The sequence below is a fragment of the Frankia sp. AvcI1 genome (assembly GCF_001420875.1).
Taxonomy (GTDB): Bacteria; Actinomycetota; Actinomycetes; order Frankiales; family Frankiaceae; genus Frankia; species Frankia alni.
Genome location: NZ_LJFZ01000021.1, coordinates 61,201 through 80,229 on the forward strand (window position 1 = coordinate 61,201; position 19,029 = coordinate 80,229).

Here is a 19,029-nt window from a genome sequence, read left to right on the forward strand (position 1 = left end):
TCGTCCTCGACCTGATCGCGAGCGTCTACCCCGACGGCTACGAGATCGACCGACTCGGCACACACCTACGCGCGGAGGAAGCCTCGGGACCTCGGGACCGCAACGCCCCGACGACCATGTGCCCCGTGTAGGTGCTGTGGCGGCATCTCTGCTGTGGCGGCGTCCGCTGCGGCGGCGTCTGTTTGGGGGGCGGCGCCCGGTCAGGGGGCGTCGTTGTGACGCAGGTAGGCGAGGACGGCGAGGACGCGGAGGTTGACCGCCGTGCCGCCGGCGCCCTGGCGTAGCTGGAGTTTGTCGTTGATCGTCCCCAGATGCTTCTCGACGGTGGCGACGCTGCAGGACAGCACCTCGGCCACGCCCCGGTTCGTCCGCCCCTCCACGACGAGGGCGAGCACCCGGCGTTCCTGCGGGGTGAGGCGGTCGAGCGGGTTGCGTCGGCGCCGCCGCGACATCAGCCGGTTGATGATCTCCGGGTCGATGACGATGTCGCCCTCGGACACCCGCCGCAGCGCGTCGACGAGGTTGGCGAGGCTGCCGACCTGTGTCTTGAGGAGGTACCCGACCGCCCGGGTGTCCGGCTGGAGGCTGAGCAGGCGCTCGGCGTAGACGACCTCGGCGTAGTGCGACAGCAGGAGCAGCCCGATGTCGGGGTGGGCGGCGCGGATGCGCTCGGCCGCTCGCAGGCCCTCGTCGGTGAAGTCCGGCGGCATGTGGATGTCGAGGATCACCACGTCGGGCCGAACCTCGTCGACGAGCCGGACGATCTCCGTCGGGGTGCCGGCGCTTGCGGCGACCTCGACGTCCCACTGCTCCAGGGCGCCCGTCAGGGCCTCGCGAAGCAGCCCCTCGTCCTCGCCGATGACTACACGCACGCATCCTCCTGGGGCTCGTCGGTCACGATGGTCCGCTGGTGGCCGCTGACGGGTTCGGCGGCGAGTGGCGCTGCACCGGGTGTTCNGGCACTGCGGTTGCGCCCCTGCGGGCCCGGCAGGGGAAGGCGGACGAGCAGCCGGGTGCCGCCGCCGGCCGGGCTGTGCAGGGTGACGGTGCCGTCGAGGGCGGCGACCCGGTCGTGCAGGTTGCGCAGGCCGTGTCCGCGCCCGGGGCGGGCACCGCCGCACCCGTCGTCGGTGATCCGCAACAGCAGTTCGCCGGGGTGGGGCTCGACCCGGATCGCGCAGTAGGTCGCGTCCGCGTGGCGCTGCACGTTCGCCAGCGCCTCGGCGAGGACGAAGTAGCAGGCGACCTCGATCTCCCGGTCCCAGCGGTCGGCGGGGATCGTCGCGGCGACGGGGAGCGGGGCCTGTTCGACGAGCGTCTCCACCGCCGGTCCCAGCCCCTGCTCGACGAGGATGCTGGGGTAGATGCCCTGCGCGAGGTCGCGCAGCTGGCCGATCGCGACTCCCAGCTCGCGGTGGGCCCGTTCGACCAGGCCGAACGCGCGACCTGCGGCGTCGGCCGCGGTGTGGTGCGACATGGCGTGCCGGGCGCCGTCCAGCAGGACGAGGATGGCGAGCAGCCGCTGCTGGGCGCCGTCGTGCAGGTCGCGTTGGATGCGGCGCCGCTCGTCGTAGGCGGCCTGCGCCAGCCGCAACCGGGACGCGCGGACCTGTTCGAGCTGGGCCTGCAGGCTGGCGTGGAGCTGCGCGTTGTCCAGCGCCAGGCCGGCGGCGGCGAGGACCGCCTCCATCAGCGGACCCTGGCCGGACAGCGCCGGGTCGTGGGTGACCATTGCCAGCTCCCGTCCGCGCCGGTGCACCCGGGTGTGGTGGCGCCCGTCGGTTGGCGATCCGATGGTCACCGGCCGCCCGGCGATGTCCACCCAGCCGGCGTCCCCGGGCAGCCGGTAGGCGAGCTCCAGGGTGTCGTCCGCGAGCACGCCGGCCATGGCATCCCGCAGGTGACGCGGGTTCGGGTCGGACTCCAGCTCGACGACCAGCCGCGCGACGCGNCCACGCGCGAAACGGACCCGCACTCGTCCGACGGCAAGCGCGACGGGGATGATCGCCGCCGCCAGCGAGGACAGCGCGATGAGCCCGAGCCGGAGCTGGTTCGGGCCGTTCAGCGCCGACGTGACGGCGCTGCCCGTCGCGAAGGCTCCGCCCAGCAGCGCCAGCCCCCAGATCGCACCGGTCATCCGCCGTTCGGGCCGGCTCGCCGCCGCCCACCGCTGGCCCAGGCGGACGAGCACGACGGCGGCCAGCAGGCAGAACGACAGGCTTGCGGCCCGGGCCACCGGCGTGTTCGGGTGCCCGCGATCCATCCAGGGGTAGCGGGCCCCGTCCACGGCGTAGTAGGCGATCTGGCTGCCGACGGACACCGCGTAGCAGCAGACGACCAGGCAGCGGTCGACCCGTCCGCGGACCCGCCCCGCGGGGAAGGACAGGGCCAGCTGGCCGAGGAAACCCGCGTACAGGTAGGCGAGCCAGAAACCGACCGCGAAGACCACCGGCTGCGGGCTGAAGCGCAGATCGCCGAGGTACATCGCGAGGCCGGACAGCATCATCAACCGCCCTGTCTGCGGGTCGAGTCGACGCCTGCGGGCCAGCAGGCCGCCCAGCACGAGGAACACGCCGCAGACCCGGCTCGGCAGACCGGCGGATCCCAGCGACCACGTGAGCGCCCCGGCAATCGGCAGGAACAGCACCGACAGCACCGACAGCACCACGTCGGCGGCGGCTGTCGTCACCGCGTCTCCTCCCCGCGCTGGCGCGCCGTCCACCGCGACCATGTCAGCCCTCGCCGGCTCTGCCACCCCGGATTCCCCTCCCAGCGGCTACCGGTTTTCCCTGCCCAAGGGGAGGGATCACCGGCGTGTCTCGCAGCGTTACCCGGCTGATTCTGACCGTGCCGGCGACGGGCGTCGGCACGAGAGGAAGGCGAATGCATGACCATCACTGACGGTGTTGCGCGGGCCGGCGCCCGGCGGTCGCTCGGCCTGGCCCTGGCGGTGCTGCTCGCCCTGCTCGGGGCTGTGGTCGCGGTCGCCCCGGCGGCGCGCGCGGATGTCAACCAGTGCTCGTCGAACGCGGGCGCGGCGCCCTGCCTGGTGCTCGGGTTCACCACCGGGGGCGATGATCTGCGCGGCGGCAACGACAACGTCGACGTCACCGTGTCGACGACGTTCCGGGGAGCGCGGACGTTCCGGACCGTCAACCAGGGTGCGAGCTGGTCCAACAACTCGTTCCATCAGGTCGGACTCGACCTGCGGGCGCTCTTCGGCGTCTCGCTGGATCCTTCCGAGATCACCGGGGTGACGCTCGGCACCACGTTCGGCGGCGGCATCGGCGGTGACAACTGGAACCTTGACAGTTTCAACGTGTCGTACCAGAAGGTGGCCCTGGACAACCGGATCACCATCTCGCACCTTTACGGCGGGGCGGGAAGCCCGCTGTTCCGGTTCACCCACGACGCCGCGGTGTTCCACGCCCGGATCGACGCGGTCGGCGACGGCGGCTTCGAGGAGCAGCCCGTCCGGGCCGTGTCCGCACCCTGGCGGACGGAGGGCCCCGACACCAAGGGCGTCGACCGGGGGCTCGGCCTGGCCCGCACCGGGCCGAACAACGCGTTCATCCGCACCGCCAGCCGGAGCTGGAACGCCCTCGCACAGGACATCCCGGTCCGGCCGAACACGAACTACGTGCTGCGGGGCTGGGTCCGGACCTCCGGCCACGGCGCGGGTNCCGACGTGAACACCGGATTCTTCGGGGTGCGGCTGTCGGGTGTCTGGCCGCCGGTCGAGCAGCAGTTCGGCCCGAGTCCCGCCGGCCAGTACCAGGAGATCGTGCGGCCGTTCAATCCAGGTGACCGGACCTCGGTCACGGTGTTCTGCGGATTCTGGGGACTGGGTACGGACGGCTGGATCCAGATGGACCAGATCTCCGTCCGTCCGGTGTCCTGACCGGCAACTCACCGCGGCCCAGCCCGTGACCGCGGCCCAGCCCGGCCGCCGGATCACACCATCGCCCGTCCCCGGTCCGACGAACGGGTCGTCGGACCGGGGACGGGCATCGCCGGCCCCGGGGTTTGCCGGCCCCGGGGTTTGCCGGCCCCGGGGTTTGCCGGCCCCGGGGTTCGCCGTCGGATCCCGGACGGCGAGGCTCTCAGCGACCGACCTGGACGCGGTCTCCCTCCGTCGCGTCGAGCGGCAGGTCTGCGCGTTGCGCCAGGCCGTCGGCCAGCGCCGCGAGGGTGGCGTACTTCCAGACGAAGTTGCCGGGCAGGGTGATGCCGAGGGCGGGTTCGAGGCGGGAGCGCAGTTCGAGCGCGAGCAGCGAGTCGAACCCGAGGGAACGCAGCGGCGTGTCCGGGTCGATGGAACTCGAACCCAGGCGCAGGACCGCCCGCAGATGGTCGGCGAGATAGGACTCGAACGTCTCCCGCCGGGCGAGCCCGGGCGCGGCCTCGCGGATCGCGGCGATGACGTCGGGGGTGTCGTCCGCGTGGGCGTCGCCGTTTCCGCCCGGACGTCCGCCGTGCTGTGCCTGACCGTCCGGCTGCCGGGCGTCGCCGTCCGCCTGCCGGGCGTCGGCCTCCCGGCCGTGGGACTGCGGGGCGTCGGTGTCGGCCTCGGCGCGGACGAGCCCCTGGAACAGCGAACCGTCCCGGGCGGCGGCGGGGATCCAGGTGGCGGGCGCGCCGGGCAGGACGGCCGCGTGGCGGCGGCGGTGCAGGAGGATCGTCTCCAGCGCGTGCAGGCCCTGCGCCGTCGAGATCGTGTCGTAGCCCCGGCCGGCGAAGTCGGTGGCGGCACCCACCTCGCCCCACGGGCCCCAGTTGATCGCCGTCGTCGCCAGTCCCTGTTCGGACCGCCAGTCGGCGAAGGAGTCGAGCCAGGAGTTCGCCGCGGCGTAGGCACCCTGACCCGGGTTGCCCAGCAGGGAGGACATCGACGAGTAGAGCACGAACCAGTCGAGCTGCCGGTCGGCGGTGGCCTCGTGCAGCCGCCAGGCGGCCTCCNCCTTCGGTCGCCAGACCCGGTCGACCTGCTCACCCGTGATGCCGGTGATCGCGGCGTCGGCGAGGACCATCGCGGAGTGGACGACCCCGCGCAGCGCCAGGCCGTCGGCGACGGCGGCGGCCACGAGGCGGTCGGCGGTCTGCGTCTCGGCCGCGTCGCCGAGCACCACCTGGACATCGGTGCCCGCAGCGGCGAGGCGGGCAAGGCGCTGCTCGACCTGCGAGGTGGGCGCCGAGCGGCCGTTGAGCACCAGCCGGCCGGCACCGCGGGAGGCCAGCCAGGCCGCGGTCTCCAGGCCGACCCCGCGCAGGCCGCCGGTGATGATGTAGGACCCGTCCGCCCGCACCGGCGGGCGGACGCCGCCGGGCAGTGCCGCGGTCGTCCGGCCCTCGGCGGGCACGGTGAGGACGACCTTGCCGATGTGGCGCGCCCCGGCCATGAACCGGAACGCCTCGGCGGCCTGCGCCAGCGGGTACGTCGTCACGGGCGGCGAGGTGAGCCGTCCGGCGTCGAAGGCCGCCGACACCTCGCGCAGGATCTCGGCGACGCGGTCGGGCCGGTTCCGGCACAGATCGATGATGTTGACGCTGGCCAGGGTGATGCTGTTGCGGAACGGCAGCAGTCCCAGCGGGTTGTCGGCGAGGATGTCGCGCAGCCCGAGCTCGACGAAGCGGCCGAAGGGCGCCAGGNAGTCCAGGCCGGCGCGGATGGCCTCGCCCGACAGCGAGTTGAGCACCACGTCGACGCCCCGCCCGCCGGTGGCGGCCCGGGTCTGCTCGGCGAAGTCGAGGCCGCGGGAGTCCATGACGTGGTCGATGCCCATGCCGCGCAGGTAGGCCCGCTTCTCCGGGCTGCCGGCCGTGGCCAGCACCTCGGCGCCGAGCATCCGGGCGACGGCGATCGCGGCGAGACCCGTGCCGCCGGTGCCGGCGTGGACCAGAACCCGTTCCCCGGCGCGCAGCCCCGCCAGGTCGTGCAGCGCGTACCAGGCGGTGAGGAAGGCGATGGGCATCCCGGCCGCGCGCACCGGGTCGACGCCGGCGGGAACCGGCATGGTGAACTCGGCCCCCGTCGTCAGGAACGTGCCGAACGCCCCGCCGCCGGTGAGATCGAGGGCGAGCACCTCCTGCCCGGGCGACGGCGACGTCACACCCGGGCCGACCGCGGTGACGACGCCGGCGCACTCGAAACCGATCGGGCCATGCGGCAGCGCGCCCAGGGCGATCAGGACATCCCGGAAGTTCATGCCCGCGGCCCGCACCTGCACCTCGACCTGCCCCGGCCCGGGAGTCCGCCGCGGCGCGGCGACCGGCTCCAGCTCGTCGAGGCTGCCGCTGCTCGGCGCCAGCAGCGCGAGTCCGTCCCGGCCGAACTCCAGCTCCACGCGGCCCGCCGCTCGGCGTTCGGCGGGAGTCGGCGGCGCCGGCACGATGCGGGCCACGAAGCGCACCCCGGCCCGCAGGGCGACCTCCTCGTCCGATCCGGCTGCCAGCAGCTCGTCGACGATCCCGGCCGCGTCATCCATCGACCCCGCGTCATCCGTCGACCCCGCGTCATCCGTCGACCCGGGGTCGGCGTCGATGTGCACGGTCCGCAGCTCGGGATGTTCCAGCGCCAGCACCCGCAGCAGGCCACGCACGCCCCCGGCGGCCAGCCCGGGTGCGCTGCCCGCGGCGAGCGTCTGCGCCCCACGGGTGAGCGTGACCAGCCGCGGCGGCGGCCCGGACAGCCCGGCCAGGGCCTGGACCACGCCCAGGAGCTGCCGGGTCCGGCGGCGGGCGGCGATCGGGGGCGCGGCCGCCCCGGCCTGTTCGGCCGTGCCGTCGGAAGCCGTGCCGTCCAGAGCCGTGCCGTCCAGAGGCGTGCCGTCGACAGGCGGGCCGTCGACAGGCGTGCCGTTGAAGGGCGGGGCGTCGAAGGCGACGAGGATGCGGTCGGGGCGGTCGGCGCCCTCGCACGCGTCGGCGAACGCCCTGCTCCAGGCTGCGTCGGAGCCCTGCGGCCCGGGCAGGAGGTCGGCCCGGGCCTGCGCCCCGGCGGCCCGCAGCGCTTCGGCCCACGCCTGGGCGCCGTCGGCGTCGCCCAGGACCAGCCACCGGGCGGGTGCGGCGCGTTCGCCGTCCGCCGGCACCGGGCGCGGCGCGGGCTGCCATTCCAGCCGGTACAGCCAGTCGTCCGCGACACGGTTCGGGCCGGCCGGGCCGGGCTGCGTTGCGGCCCCGGGCCGGACGTCCCGGTACAGGTACCGCAGACCCTCGATGCGCGCCACCGGCGTCCCGTCGGACGCCAGCAGATCCGCCTCGCCCTGCAACACGCCGACATCGGCGCGTTCCAGCCGCCCGTGACAGTAGCGTGCCGTCGCCGGATCCCCCAGGAGGCGGATCTCGGCGATCCCGGCGGGCAGGATCAGGCCCTCGACGCCGCCGTCGAGGACGGCGGGCAGGCAGGCCAGCAGCGCCTGCGCACAGGCGTCGAGGAGCACGGGGTGCACGCAGAGGGCGTGCGGGGTGGCGGTCGCGACGGGGGGCAGTGCCAGGGCCGACCAGACGCTGCGACCGTCGGCGGACAGGTGCAGACCGGTCAGGGCGGCGAAGGCCGGGCCGTGGTCGATCCCCCGAGCCAGCAGGTCGTCGTGGAGCCGGCGGACGTCGACCGGGCGGGAATGCGCCGCGGCGCGAGCGGCGAGGGAGCCGCCGGCAGGCGCCCACGGGCCGGTGGCAGGCGCCCGCGGGCCGGTGGTGGTGTCGTCGCGGCCGGGGGCGTCGGACGCGCGGGCCGGCTCGGGGGTCCGGTGCAGGGTCGCGACGCTGTGCCGGACCCAGTCGTCCTGCCCGCTCGTCCCGTCACCACGGCTGAAGATCTCACAGCGGGCCTGGTCCGAGCCCTGCGGCGTGACGGTGACCGTGAGAGCGGTGTGGGCGTCGAGGACGAGGAGATCCTCGAAGGCGATGTCGGTGACGCGCAGGTGTTGCGGCCCGGCGGCGAACGTGTGGCCGGCGGCGGTGAGCGCCAGCGCGCTGTAGGCGGCNCCTGGCAGGACCGCCCGGCCGTTGACGCGGTGGTCGGCGAGCCAGGGGACGGCCGAGGTCCCGACGTCGGCGTGCCAGAGGTGGCGCACCTGCCCGCCTGGAATCTCGGTGTGCGTTCCCGGCAGTGGCAGGCTCCCCGGCCGCGGCTGCCCGTCGGCCGTGGCGTCGGCCGTGGCGGTGTCCGCGGCGGACTCGGCCACCCAGTGGCGTCGGCGATCGAGGGTGAGCGGGGGGAGGTCGACGAGGGCGCCCGTCGGGTAGAGGGCGCTCCAGTCGACCGGGACGCCGACGCAGTGGGCGGCGGCGAGCTGCGTGCGGAAAACCTGCTGGCCGTCCTCGTCACGGCGCAGGGTGGGCAGGACGACGGGTTCGCGGCGGCTGTCGGCGAGCGTGTCGGTGATCGAGCGCGTCACCACCGGCTGCGGGGAGACCTCGATGAAGACCCGATGGCCGTCGGCGGCGGCCGCCCGCACCGCGGCGGCGAACCGGACGGGCCGGCGCAGGTTCGCCGCCCAGTAGTCGGCGTCGAACGCGGGAACGGCCCCGGGCTGCTCGGCGACGGTGGAGTAGAAGCGGATCCGGGGCGACACCGGTTCGAGCGGCGCGAGCTCGCGGGTGAGGTCGGGAAGCAGAGCGTCGACCTGCGGGCAGTGGGAGGCCACGTCGACGGCGATGCGATGGGTGGGGATCCCGCGTTCCGCCCAGCGGGCGACGAGCTCGTCGATCCGCTCGACGGCCCCGGCGACGACGGTGGAACCCGGCGCGGCCAGCACGGCGATCGACACCTCGCCGCCGCCCGTCGCCGCCAGTTCGGCGTCGACCTTGTCGGGGTCGAGGGCGACGGTGGCCATCGCGCCGGCACCGGCGATGCGGGTGAGCAGGCGGGAGCGTCGGCAGATGACCCGGGCGCCGTCGGCGGGGGTGAGAGCGCCCGCGACGACGGCGGCGGCGACCTCGCCCATCGAGTGGCCGATCACGCCGGCCGGGGTGACGCCGTGGGATCGCCACAGCGCCGCCAGGCCGAGCTGTAGCGCGAACAGCGCCGGCTGCACCCGGGCGCAGCCCGTCACCGCTTCGCCTGAGCGCAGCGCGTCGAGGACCGAGAACCCGGCCTCGGCGGCGATCAACGGCTCCACCTCGGCGATCGCGGCGGCGAACGCGGGCTCCGTGTCGAGCAGGTCACGGCCCATCCCGGCCCACTGCGAGCCCTGTCCGGAGAACACCCAGACGGTGTCCCGGCGGACCCCCGCCGGCGTGGTGCCGGTGACGGCGTTCGGGGTGAAACGGCCGGCCGCGACGGCGCGCAGGTCGCGGACCAGCGCGTCGCGGGAGGCCGTGACGATGCCGAGGCGGCCGCGGCCGGCGGTGCGGCGGCGGGCGAGGGTGTAGGCGACGTCGGGCAGGGCCGCGTTGCGCCCGGCTCCCTCCAGCCAGTCGGCGAGGCGGGTGGNGGCGGCGGGTAGCACCGCGGCCGATCCGGCCGGGACCACGACCACGTCGGGTCCCCGGTCCTCGGGCACGCCGGTCGTCGCCCGAACATCGGTCGTCGCCCGGACATCGGTCGTCGCCGGATCATCGGTTGCCCGCGGAACAGCGGTCCTCGCCGGATCGTCGGGGGCCTGCGCGAGCACGACGTGGGCGTTGGTGCCGGAGAACCCGAAGGACGACACGGCCGCGAGCCGGGTGGCCGCCCGGCCGGGCCAGGGCACGAGGTCGGTGGGCACGAAGAACCGCGAGTCGGCCGCGGCGATCGCCGGATTCCACTCCTGGAAGTGCAGGTTCGGCGGAATCTGACCGTGCTGCAGGCACAGCACCGCCTTCATCAGCCCGGTCACGCCGGCGGCCGGTTCGAGGTGGCCCACGTTCGTCTTCACCGAGCCCAGGGCGCAGGGGTCCGCGCCGGAGCCGTACACGCGGTCGAGCGCGGCGAACTCGATCGGATCCCCCACCGGGGTCCCGGTGCCGTGCGCCTCGACCAGCCCGACCTGCGCCGGGTCGACCCCGGCACCGCGCAGGGCGGCGAGGGCGACGTCGTGCTGGGCGATCTGCGACGGCACGGTCAACCCGTCGGTCCGGCCGTCCTGGTTGACCGCCGAGCCGCGGATCACCGCGAGGATCCGGTCGCCGTCGCGCCGGGCGTCCGCGAGCCGCCTGAGCACGACGACGCCGGCGCCCTCCCCGCGGACGAAGCCGTCGGCGGCCGCGTCGAACGCGTGGCAGCGGCCGGTGGGGGAGAGCATGCCCATGCGGACGAAGGACTTCGTCACCCGCGGCCACAGCATCAGCGTGACGCCGCCGNCCAGCGCCACGCTGCACTCACCCGCCCGCAGGCTCTGGCTGGCCAGGTGCACGGCGACCAGGGACGACGAGCAGGCGGTGTCGACCGTGAGGCAGGGGCCGTGCAGCCCCAGCAGGTAGGAGATCCGCCCGCCGGCGACGCACACCCCGTTGGTGAGCACGGAGCCCTCCAGCTCCTCGGGGCGTCCGGCGAGCCGCTCCATGTAGTCGGTGTAGCTCAGCCCGGTGAAGACGCCCGTGCTCGTGTCGGCCAGCCGCTCCGGGGGCATCCCGGCGTGGTCCAACGCCTCCCAGGCGACCTCCAGCAGCAGGCGGTGCTGGGGATCGAGCACGTCCGCCTCCCGGGACGACACCCCGAAGAAGTCCGCGTCGAAGCCGGCCACGTCGTCGAGGTAGCCGCCCCAGTTCGGCACGCTCCTGCCCGCGGCCGCCAGGACGGGGTCGAGCCACGCCCCCTCGTCCCACCGGCCGGCGGGCGGTGCGGCGACGGCGTCGCGGCCCTCGGCCAACAGGTCCCACAGGGCCGCGGGGGAGTCCGCGCCACCCGGCAGCCGGCACCCCATGCCCACGATGGCGATGTCCTCCCGGTCCGCGTCGGGATCCGCGTCGGGATCCACGCCGGGATCCACGCCGGGAGCCGCGCCGGTGCCCCGGGCGGGGGCGACGGTTCTGCCGCCGTGATCGGCCTGGTCGTGTGCGCTCATCGGTTCCTCCGCTGGGTGCCTGCGCGAGCCCGTCGCAGCGGGGCGGGGCAGGGCGTCGTAGGGGCTGGGGCTCGTCTGGGCTGGTCGTCCTGAGGCGGTGGACGCCGCGGTCATGCCGCGGTCATGCCGCGGTGATGCCGCAGTGAGACCGCCGGGAGGCCGCAGCGGTGTCCGCTCAGTGGGCGTCGGCCGCGGCGAGCAGGAGCACGCTCTTCGTCCCGCCGATCTGGTAGGTGAAGCTGAGCGCGTGGTCGAAGTCGAGCGGGCGGGGAGTCGTCCCGACGATGGGATCGAAGGTGAGGAAGTCGGCCGGCTGCTCGCAGTTCGCGGTGGGGCACACCGCGCCCTTCTCCATCATCAGCAGGGTCAGGGCCGCGCCGAGGGCACCGGACTNGGCGCCGCTGTGCCCGAAGCAGGCCTCCTGCGAGCTGAGCAGTACCGCCGGCACGGCGGGCCCGTACAGTTCACGGACCGCGTTCGCCTCCGTGGTCGTCACGTTCAGGTCGCCGTCGCTGCCCCCGTTGATGTAGGGGATCCGGTCGACGCCGACCCGGTCGCCCAGGCAGCGTCGCACCGCGGAGACCAGGGCGGCGCCGGAGTCGTCCAGCGACAGCGGGCTCGCCAGGCCGTCGCGGGTGGTGGCCTGGGCCAGGATCTGCCCGTAGATGTGCGCACCGCGGGCCTCGGCGTGCCGGCGGCTCTCCAGCACCACCGTCACCGAGCCCTCGCCGAAGTTCACGCAGTCCGCGCGGGTGTCGTACGGGCGCATCGGGCGGTCCATCGACGGCAGGGTCTGCGGCATCGTGGTCGCCTCCGGCGCGGCGCCGCGCTGCGCGGCGAACAGCAGCCGCTGCGCGTTGCGCATGATGTCCATGTTGAACGCGTCGACGCCGGTGACGATCGCGACCTCCACCTCACCGGCGGCGATCATGCGCAGGGCGTTGCCGAGCTGGACGGTCGACGACGAGCAGCCGCACGACACGGTGAAGCTCGGTCCGGTGGACCGGGCGAGGGACGCCTGCAGCAGCGCGACGTCGTAGGAGGTGATGCCGAGCTGCGCCCGGATGAACAGCGCCGTCGCCTCGTCGGCGGGGAGCTCCTCCGGATTCGCCTCGCGCAGGGCTAGATAGGGGTCGACGTTGTCGTCGAGGCCGCCGCGTCCGGTCAGGATCGCGGCGTCGGTGAGATCCCCCGCCCGGAAGTCCAGCTTTCCGTCCGCACAGGCCTCGACGAACGACACCAGCCCGAAACGGTGGGACGAGGTGAACTGGCGCGAGTACAGGGCGGGAAACTCGGGCAGTCGCGTTTCGAACGCGTCCGCCGTCAGCTTCACCCGGCCGTGGTAAATGCCGTCGCTGACCAGACAGGACCGTCCGTGTGCGGCGATGTCCCATACCTGTTCTGCGGTGAAAACGGGGTCGTCGCCACCGGGCAGGCAGAATCCCATTCCGGTCACCAGCACGTCCCGCGCGTCAGGTCCCGAGGTGTGCGCAGCTGATCNGATCATCATGGTCACCAATCCGTGGTCTCGACACCGTCCTGGCCACGATTGCCCGCTGAAGGTGACATGTCGTTATTTCGGTCGTATTGGTCCTCGGTGGCCGGTTCGGACTCCGGGTTATCCCCCAGCTCAGGCTCCGCTCCAGCGGTACAGGTGTCCCGGGCGTCCCGACCGGCCGTAGCGCTGCGTCCTGGTGGCCAGCCGCTGTCCGGTCAGGCGCTCCAGGTAGCGGCGGGCGGTCACCCTGGCCATGCCGAGTTCCTCGGCGACGTCGTCCGCGGAGACGGGGTTCTGCGCGGCCCGCAGGCAGGCGACGACCGCGTCGAGGGTCGCGGTGGACAGGCCCTTGGGCTGGTGGGCGGACCGGGCGGTGTCGGGCCGCAGCACGGCGAGGGCGGAGTCCACCTCGTGCTGGCCGACCGGTCCGGCGGGGTCGGCCGTGGTCTGCCGGTGAAACGCCGCGTACCGCTCCAGGCGTTGCCGGAAGGCGGCGAAGCTGAACGGCTTGACCAGGTACTGCACGACCCCGTAGGACACCGCCGCGCGTACCGTCGCCAGGTCCCGGGCCGAGGTGACGGCGATGATGTCGGCGGTGGCGCCGTGCGCACGCAGGGCACGGCAGACCTCCAGGCCGCTCATCCCGGGCAGGTAGAAGTCGAGGAGCAGCAGATCGGGCCGGTCGGCGAGGGCCACCCGCAACGCCTCCGTCCCGCTGCGGGCGACGCCGCACACGGTGAACCCCGGCACCCGCTCGACGTAGAGCCGGTGGGCGTCGGCCAGCAGCGGGTCGTCCTCGACGATCAGGGTGCGGATCGGCTCGTCCACCACGCCGTCACGCTCCCCGCCCCGGGCGGGTGGCGGGTCGCGCCGGCAGGCGCACGGTGAACACTGTCTCCCCGTCGCGCTCCACGGTCCTGCCGTCGCGCTCCACGGTCTCGCCGTCGTGCTCCACGGTCTTGCCATCGCGCTCCGCGGTCTCGCGGTCCCGCTTCACGGTCACGCTGCCGGCGTAGCGGCGGACCACCTGTCGCACGAGTGCGAGCCCGATCCCGCGGCCCGGCACCGGTCCCGCCGGGTCGGCCTTGGTCGTCCAGCCGAGCCGGAACGCGTCGTCTATCCGGTCGGGCGCCAGCCCCGGACCGGTGTCGGCGACCCGCACCACGCACGCCTCCCGGTCGGCCTGCACGGCGACGGTGACCCGCCGTGGCCGCCGGGCGGCCTGCCCGGCGGGGTCTGCGGCCAGCGCCGCGTCCACGGCGTTGTCGATCAGATTGCCGACGAGGGTGACGAGGTCGGCGGCGTCGATACCGAAGGACTCGAACCGGGTGTCCTCGGTGACGACGAGCTCCACGCCCCGCTCGTGGGCCTGCGCCACCTTGCCGAGCAGCAGCGCGGCGAGAACCGGCTCGTCGACGGCGGACAGGAGCTGGTCGGTGAGTCGCTGTGCGCCCGCGAGCCCGTCGGTGGCGAAGCTGACGGCCTGGGCGTAGCGCTGAAGCTGCACGAGGNTGACGACGGTGTGCATCCGGTTCGCGGCCTCATGCGCCTGGGCGCGCAGGGCGGCGGCGAACCCGCGGACCGCATCGAGTTCGCCGGTCAGCGCCCGCAGCTCGGTGGTGTCGCGCAAGGTCACGACGCAGCCGGTGGCTCGGTCGTGATGCTCGGTCGGCCGCTGGTTCACGGCGACCAGCCGGTCGCCGACGGGGAGCACGGCGTCGTCGACCAGGCGACCGGAACCGAACAGCCCGGCGACGGCCGGGTCCAGGCCGACCTCGTCGACCGAGCGCCCCTCGCCGCCGGCGGGCAGTCCCAGCAGGCGCCGGGCCTCGTCGTTGGCCAGCAGCAGGTGCCGGGAGCCGTCGATGATGAGCACGCCCTCCCGCACCGCGTGCAGCACGGTGTCATGGTGCTCGTACATGCGGGCGAGGTCCGCCGAGCCGAGGCCGTGGGTCTGCCGACGGACCCGCCTGCTCAGCAGCACCGCTCCACTCAGGGTCAGCACGACCACGGCGAAGCTGGCGCTGCCGACGACGACGAGCTGGCGGGTCACCGACTCGTCGATCGCCCGCAGGGTGATCCCGGCGGCGACCAGCCCGCGGACGGAACCGTCCGCGCCGAGCACCGGTACGACGNCCCGCACCGAGGGGCCGAGCGTGCCGGTGAAGGTCTCGGTCAACGCGTGCCCCCGCAGGGCCGGCTCGGTGTGGCCGATGAAGTGCTTCCCGATGAGTGCCGGATTGGGATGGGTGTAGCGCAGGCCCTGCACATTCATGACCACCAGGAAGTCGACGCCGCTACGCCGCCGGACCCGCTCCGCGATCGGTTGCAGCTCGGCGCTCGGATCGGGTGCGGCCAGTNCCGCCTCGACCCCGGGTGCCTCGGCGAAGGTCTCGGCCACGGCCAGGACGCGGTCGGTCGTGCTGCGGCTCGCCGCATGCCGGGCGATGAGGACCAGTGCCGTGCCCGCCGCGGCCGCCACGACCACCACCACGACCACCTGGAGGATCAACACCTGTCCGGCGATGCTTCGCCGTCCGAGCACCGCCGAAAGGGACCGGCTCGTCGGCGGGGGATTTCTGGCCGGTGAGCCGTCGCGGCTCCGGACGGCGTCGGGGCGGGGGCTTTCCACGGGGTGCGTCATCTGCCGCAAACCTCGGCCGCCACCCCCAGACCAGCGGCTCCGCTCACGCGAACCTGCCCTCGGAACACCGCTGCCGCGGTCTGCCGGCTGCGGGAGAAAGACGCCCCCCCGGCGCCGGAAGAAGAGCGAAGATCTTTCTGTGAACTGCGTTCATGGCTGCTCACAAGACTCTCGGCAATTCATGTGCCTAGCTAGGCTGATCTTTCTGGCGAGAAGCGATGCTGGTGTCGGCTGACGGTTTCGTCAAGTCTCGTCCGGTGGCCCTGTCACCTTCGGGTGAAGGCGCGGAGGTGGCCGCGCAGGTCAAAGGTCGAGGCAGGCCGCGTGCGCCCTCGCGCCGCCGAGCGGCGCCTCCCTGGGTGTGGGCGACGGCCCGGGGGCGCCGTCGGCGTGGTGACCCGGGATCGCGGGTTGCCGTCGCCTGCCCGTCAGCAGCCGCCTCGTCTTCCGGGCCCGCTCGTCTTCCGGGCCCGCTCGCCTTCCGGGGTCCGCTCGTCTTCCGGGCCCGCTCGGCGTTCCGGGCCCGCTCCCCGATCACGCCAGAGCGACACGGATCACATCACCACATACAGGTCCAAATCGGTCTCAGATTGCTGCGTCGGGCCGCCTGTCGACCCGATTGGTGTCGGAGCGTCATCGCTTGGCCCCGCGCCCGGCCCGCGCCCGGCCCTGCGCCCGGCCTGGGCGGGGCGGTGTGGCAGGTCGCCGGCGGGGTGACCCGGGGCGGGTTTCCCACCTCCCGCACTACACATCAACCCGGGTGGGGAGTGGAGTCCACTCGGCGACCCCGACTCTGGCAACACGTTGGTGATGTCGCTCAGTCGGCNCTCGGCCTGATAGGGATAGCGCGGATGGATCCGGGGTGCGCCCCGGTCTGATTGGCCTCTGTGTCTTCTCTGCTAGGCTTCCGTCGAAAGAAGTCGAAAGATCTTTTCGGAAGATTGACAGTATGCAAACTCTCGAGTGAGAGTGACAGCTACTAATCGCCGTTGACGCGCAGGTCTCGTGACGCTGTAGCGTGCGGTCGGCTTTGCGGCGGACGTTTCCCTGTGCTGCCGTGTTTCTGGATTCCAGGGCAGCTGAACGTCGTCGCCACGGGGGCTCGGACGGTATTCAACGACAATCGAGAGGTGGCTCATGCGGGTCTTGCGGACGAGGGTGGCCGTGGCCGTGATCGCGGCGGCGACGATGCTGGCGGCGTGCGGCGCCGGCGGATCCTCGGATGCCTCGCAAGCGAGCGGTACCTGTGCGCCGGGGGTGACTGACAGCTCCATCAAGGTGGGGCTGCTCTATCCCGACACCGGGGTGATGGGAACGCAGTTCTCGGGCTACCGGGCCGGCGTGAACGCCCGGCTCTCGGNGGAGAACNCCGCCGGCGGCGTCGACGGCCGCAGGATCGACTACGTCTGGGAGGACGACGAGTCCGATCCCCGGGGCAACCTGCAGGGCGCGCGGACCCTGGTGAGCGAGGGGGCATTCGCCGTCCTGGAGTACACCGCAGCCTCCCACGGCTCGGCCCAGTACCTCGATGACCAGCATGTTCCCGTCGTCGGGGTGGCCGACCAGCCGCTGTGGGGCGACCACGACAACATGTTCACCTACACCTTCGTCACCGACTCCGGGCGGAGCACGACGACGCTCGCCGACTTCGTGCGCCAGCAGGGCGGCACCAAGGCGGCACTGGTCGTCACCTACCTGACCNAGGCGTCCAAGCTGTANGCGGCGGGCGTCCGGCAGAGCCTGGNGAACGCGGGCATCCCGGTGATCCAGGACGACATCGACTCCACCAACGCCACGGATGTCGCCCGGAAGATCATCGATTCCGGCGCCGACACGGTCATCGCCGCCTCGCCGCTGGACCTCTACACCGGCGTGCTCGACGCGGCCATCAGCGCCGGGCATCCCATCAAGGTCGCCGTCTCGGCGGTCAGCTACGATCCGCGCCTGCTCGCGCCCTACGGCAAGAAGCTCGCCGGCAGCTACTCCCAGCTCACCTTCGCCGCACTGGAGCGGAACCTGCCCGCGCAGCGCCGGTTCCTGCAGGCGATGGCCGCCTACTCGCCCGAGATCCAGCCCGCCGGCCAGCAGAGCGCCATCGCCGGCTACATCAACGCGGACCTGTTCCTGCGCGGCCTGCGGACCCAGCATGGCTNCCCGACCCGGGAGTCGTTCATGACCGGTATGCGCTCGATCGCCGACTACGACGCCGACGGCATGATGGTGCAGAAGATCAACTTGGCCGCCGACCACGGGCAGCTCGACCGCTGCTCGGACTTCGTGCGCATCGCCCCGACCGGCGACCGCTTCGAGGTTGTCAACCCGCTGCCGCTGTGCGGGGAGCGCATCGGCGGCAACGGGTAGGGCGGCGGCGCTCAGTCCTCCACCGCGTGCAGCGCCGTCGCCGGGCAGCGCTCGACCGCCCGGCGCGCGGCGGCGACGCCGGCCGAATCGAGCGGGTCGACCTCGTCGACCAGCGGCGTCACGAGGCCGTCCTCGCCCTGGTCGAAGACCTCCGGCGCCGTCATCACACAGTTGCCGGCGCCGATGCACCGGTCCCGCTCGGCCACGATCCGCACGGCTGCACTCCTGTCTCGACGATCCTCATCCACCCGAAGCCGGCGCCGGCGCCGGCTGCGGCGCCGGCTCCGGCCGACGGCCGTCACCACGTGACGGGCAGCGCCTGCAGTCCGTGGATCACCGAGTAGGGCCGGAAGGCGATCTGCTCGTACGGCACGGCGAGCGCGNGGCCGGGAAAGCGTCGCAGCAGGGCAGGATAGGCGATCCGCAGCTCCAGGCGGGCCAGCGGCGCGCCGAGGCAGTGGTGCAGACCGTGACCNAACGCCACATGCCCGGNGGGCTCGCGGGTGATGTCGAGGCGGTCCGGATCGTCGACGAGGGCCGGGTCGCGGTTCGCCCCGGGCAGCGCGAGCACCACGTGCTCCCCGGCCGCGATGGTGCTCCCGGCGATGGTCACCTCCGTCGTCGCCGTGCGGGGAATGCCGGCGTGGACGATGGACAGCCAGCGCAGCAGCTCCTCGACGGCCGGTTCTACGCTGGCCGGGTCGTCGCGGACCCGGGCGAGCTGGTCGGGGTGGCGCAGCAGCGCCAGGGTGCCCAGCCCCAGCATGTTCGCGGTCGTCTCGTGGCCGGNGAGCAGTAGCAGGGAGGCGATGCCGACGAGCTCCTCGGCGCTGATGTCGTCACCGTGCTCGCGCACGAGCATGCCGAGGATGTCCTCGCCCGGATCGCGGCGCGCCCGCTCGACGAGGGTGGCCATGTACGCGCGGCTGGCCTGCTGCAGGGCGAGGCGGTGCTCGGGCGGGTGGGAGGCGTCGAGCTGGTCGACGGTGCGCCGCTGGAACTCGGCCCGGTCGGCGTACGGGACGCCGAGCANCTCGCAGATGACCAGGGACGGCACCGGCAGGGCGAACGTCGAGACCAGGTCCGCCGGANGCCCGGCCCGTTCGACGTCGTCGAGGGCCGCGGAGACGATGTCGACGATGCGCGGTTCGAGTGCCCGCATCCGGCGCATGGTGAATTCCGGTGTGAGCATCCGGCGCAGCCGGGTGTGCTCCGGCGGATCGTAGGCGAGGAGATTTCCCACCCGGGCCTGCGCGTACTCCTGTTCGGTCGGCCCGGCGGCATCGGGAGGCATGAGTGCGTGGCGATCCGCGGTGCTGAACCGCACCGAATCGGAAAGGACCTCCCAAACGTCGTCGTAACGGCTCACGAGATGCGCGGGCACGCCGAAGGGCGTCACCACCGGGCAGACGCCCACCGTGTCGCGGGCCGTACTGAGCTCGGAGATCGGATCGAACTGCGCGCGTCGCATGTGCAGTGGTATTTCCGATACTTCGGTCATCACCTCTCCGCCCTTCGTCGATCGCGCTGAACGT

At 73.4% G+C, this 19,029-nt stretch carries 6 protein-coding genes and 16 pseudogenes; 5 read left to right on the plus strand and 17 right to left on the minus strand.

Features of this window, described 5'->3' with window-relative positions:
* Positions 1–200 precede the first annotated feature (200 nt).
* On the minus strand, positions 201–872 hold the full coding sequence (locus tag UK94_RS20535; RefSeq protein WP_055751142.1) for a response regulator transcription factor: 672 nt from the start codon (positions 870–872) through the stop codon (positions 201–203).
* Positions 873–2,887: 2,015 nt separating this feature from the next.
* Between UK94_RS20535 and UK94_RS20545 the strand changes: the two genes are divergently transcribed.
* On the plus strand, positions 2,888–3,682 hold a 795-nt coding region (locus tag UK94_RS20545), incomplete at its 3' end, for a hypothetical protein (protein WP_235488930.1).
* A gap of 421 nt (positions 3,683–4,103) precedes the next feature.
* Here the strand turns inward: UK94_RS20545 and UK94_RS59775 are convergent.
* The 13 genes and pseudogenes from UK94_RS59775 to UK94_RS59825 all read right to left on the minus strand — a co-directional run.
* Positions 4,104–4,959, minus strand: an 856-nt coding sequence (locus UK94_RS59775; RefSeq protein WP_235488931.1) for a beta-ketoacyl reductase, incomplete at its 5' end; no start/stop codon positions are given.
* A 1-nt stretch (position 4,960) separates the two neighbouring features.
* Positions 4,961–5,649 (minus strand): annotated as a pseudogene (locus tag UK94_RS59780) (SDR family NAD(P)-dependent oxidoreductase); the annotation flags it as partial.
* Position 5,650: 1 nt separating this feature from the next.
* Positions 5,651–7,988 (minus strand): annotated as a pseudogene (locus tag UK94_RS59785) (polyketide synthase dehydratase domain-containing protein); the annotation flags it as partial.
* Between the two features lies 1 nt (position 7,989).
* Positions 7,990–9,439 (minus strand): annotated as a pseudogene (locus tag UK94_RS59790) (acyltransferase domain-containing protein); the annotation flags it as partial.
* A gap of 1 nt (position 9,440) precedes the next feature.
* Positions 9,441–10,287, minus strand: a pseudogene (locus UK94_RS59795) (polyketide synthase); the annotation flags it as partial.
* 1 nt (position 10,288) lies between these two features.
* Positions 10,289–11,105 (minus strand): annotated as a pseudogene (locus UK94_RS59800) (polyketide synthase); the annotation flags it as partial.
* Between the two features lie 61 nt (positions 11,106–11,166).
* Positions 11,167–11,384, minus strand: a pseudogene (locus tag UK94_RS59805) (ketoacyl synthase); the annotation flags it as partial.
* Between the two features lies 1 nt (position 11,385).
* Positions 11,386–12,453 (minus strand): annotated as a pseudogene (locus UK94_RS20555) (beta-ketoacyl synthase N-terminal-like domain-containing protein); the annotation flags it as partial.
* A 168-nt stretch (positions 12,454–12,621) separates the two neighbouring features.
* Positions 12,622–13,320 carry a response regulator gene (locus UK94_RS20560; protein ID WP_011604137.1) on the minus strand — a complete coding sequence of 233 codons (699 nt, stop codon included), beginning with the start codon at positions 13,318–13,320 and terminating at the stop codon, positions 12,622–12,624.
* 4 nt (positions 13,321–13,324) lie between these two features.
* A complete protein-coding gene (locus UK94_RS59810) occupies positions 13,325–13,996 on the minus strand; it encodes an ATP-binding protein (RefSeq protein WP_313949561.1) in 672 nt (223 codons plus the stop codon).
* Positions 13,997–14,001: 5 nt separating this feature from the next.
* Positions 14,002–14,624, minus strand: a pseudogene (locus UK94_RS59815) (PAS domain-containing protein); the annotation flags it as partial.
* A 1-nt stretch (position 14,625) separates the two neighbouring features.
* Positions 14,626–14,849: pseudogene (locus tag UK94_RS59820) on the minus strand (histidine kinase); the annotation flags it as partial.
* A 1-nt stretch (position 14,850) separates the two neighbouring features.
* Positions 14,851–15,133, minus strand: a pseudogene (locus tag UK94_RS59825) (hypothetical protein); the annotation flags it as partial.
* Between the two features lie 1,188 nt (positions 15,134–16,321).
* Between UK94_RS59825 and UK94_RS74510 the strand changes: the two are divergent.
* The 4 pseudogenes from UK94_RS74510 to UK94_RS59855 form a co-directional block, all read left to right on the plus strand.
* Positions 16,322–16,493, plus strand: a pseudogene (locus UK94_RS74510) (branched-chain amino acid ABC transporter substrate-binding protein); the annotation flags it as partial.
* A 9-nt stretch (positions 16,494–16,502) separates the two neighbouring features.
* Positions 16,503–16,834: pseudogene (locus UK94_RS59835) on the plus strand (ABC transporter substrate-binding protein); the annotation flags it as partial.
* 44 nt (positions 16,835–16,878) lie between these two features.
* Positions 16,879–17,285, plus strand: a pseudogene (locus UK94_RS59850) (ABC transporter substrate-binding protein); the annotation flags it as partial.
* Between the two features lies 1 nt (position 17,286).
* Positions 17,287–17,494, plus strand: a pseudogene (locus UK94_RS59855) (branched-chain amino acid ABC transporter substrate-binding protein); the annotation flags it as partial.
* Positions 17,495–17,505: 11 nt separating this feature from the next.
* On the opposite strand, the gene UK94_RS20575 reads toward UK94_RS59855, so the two are convergent.
* The 3 genes and pseudogenes from UK94_RS20575 to UK94_RS59870 form a co-directional block, all read right to left on the minus strand.
* A complete protein-coding gene (locus UK94_RS20575; RefSeq protein ID WP_041939263.1) occupies positions 17,506–17,709 on the minus strand; it encodes a ferredoxin in 204 nt (67 codons plus the stop codon).
* 169 nt (positions 17,710–17,878) lie between these two features.
* A pseudogene (locus tag UK94_RS59860) lies at positions 17,879–17,969 on the minus strand (hypothetical protein); the annotation flags it as partial.
* Positions 17,970–17,987: 18 nt separating this feature from the next.
* Positions 17,988–18,260 (minus strand): annotated as a pseudogene (locus UK94_RS59870) (cytochrome P450); the annotation flags it as partial.
* Positions 18,261–19,029 lie beyond the last annotated feature (769 nt).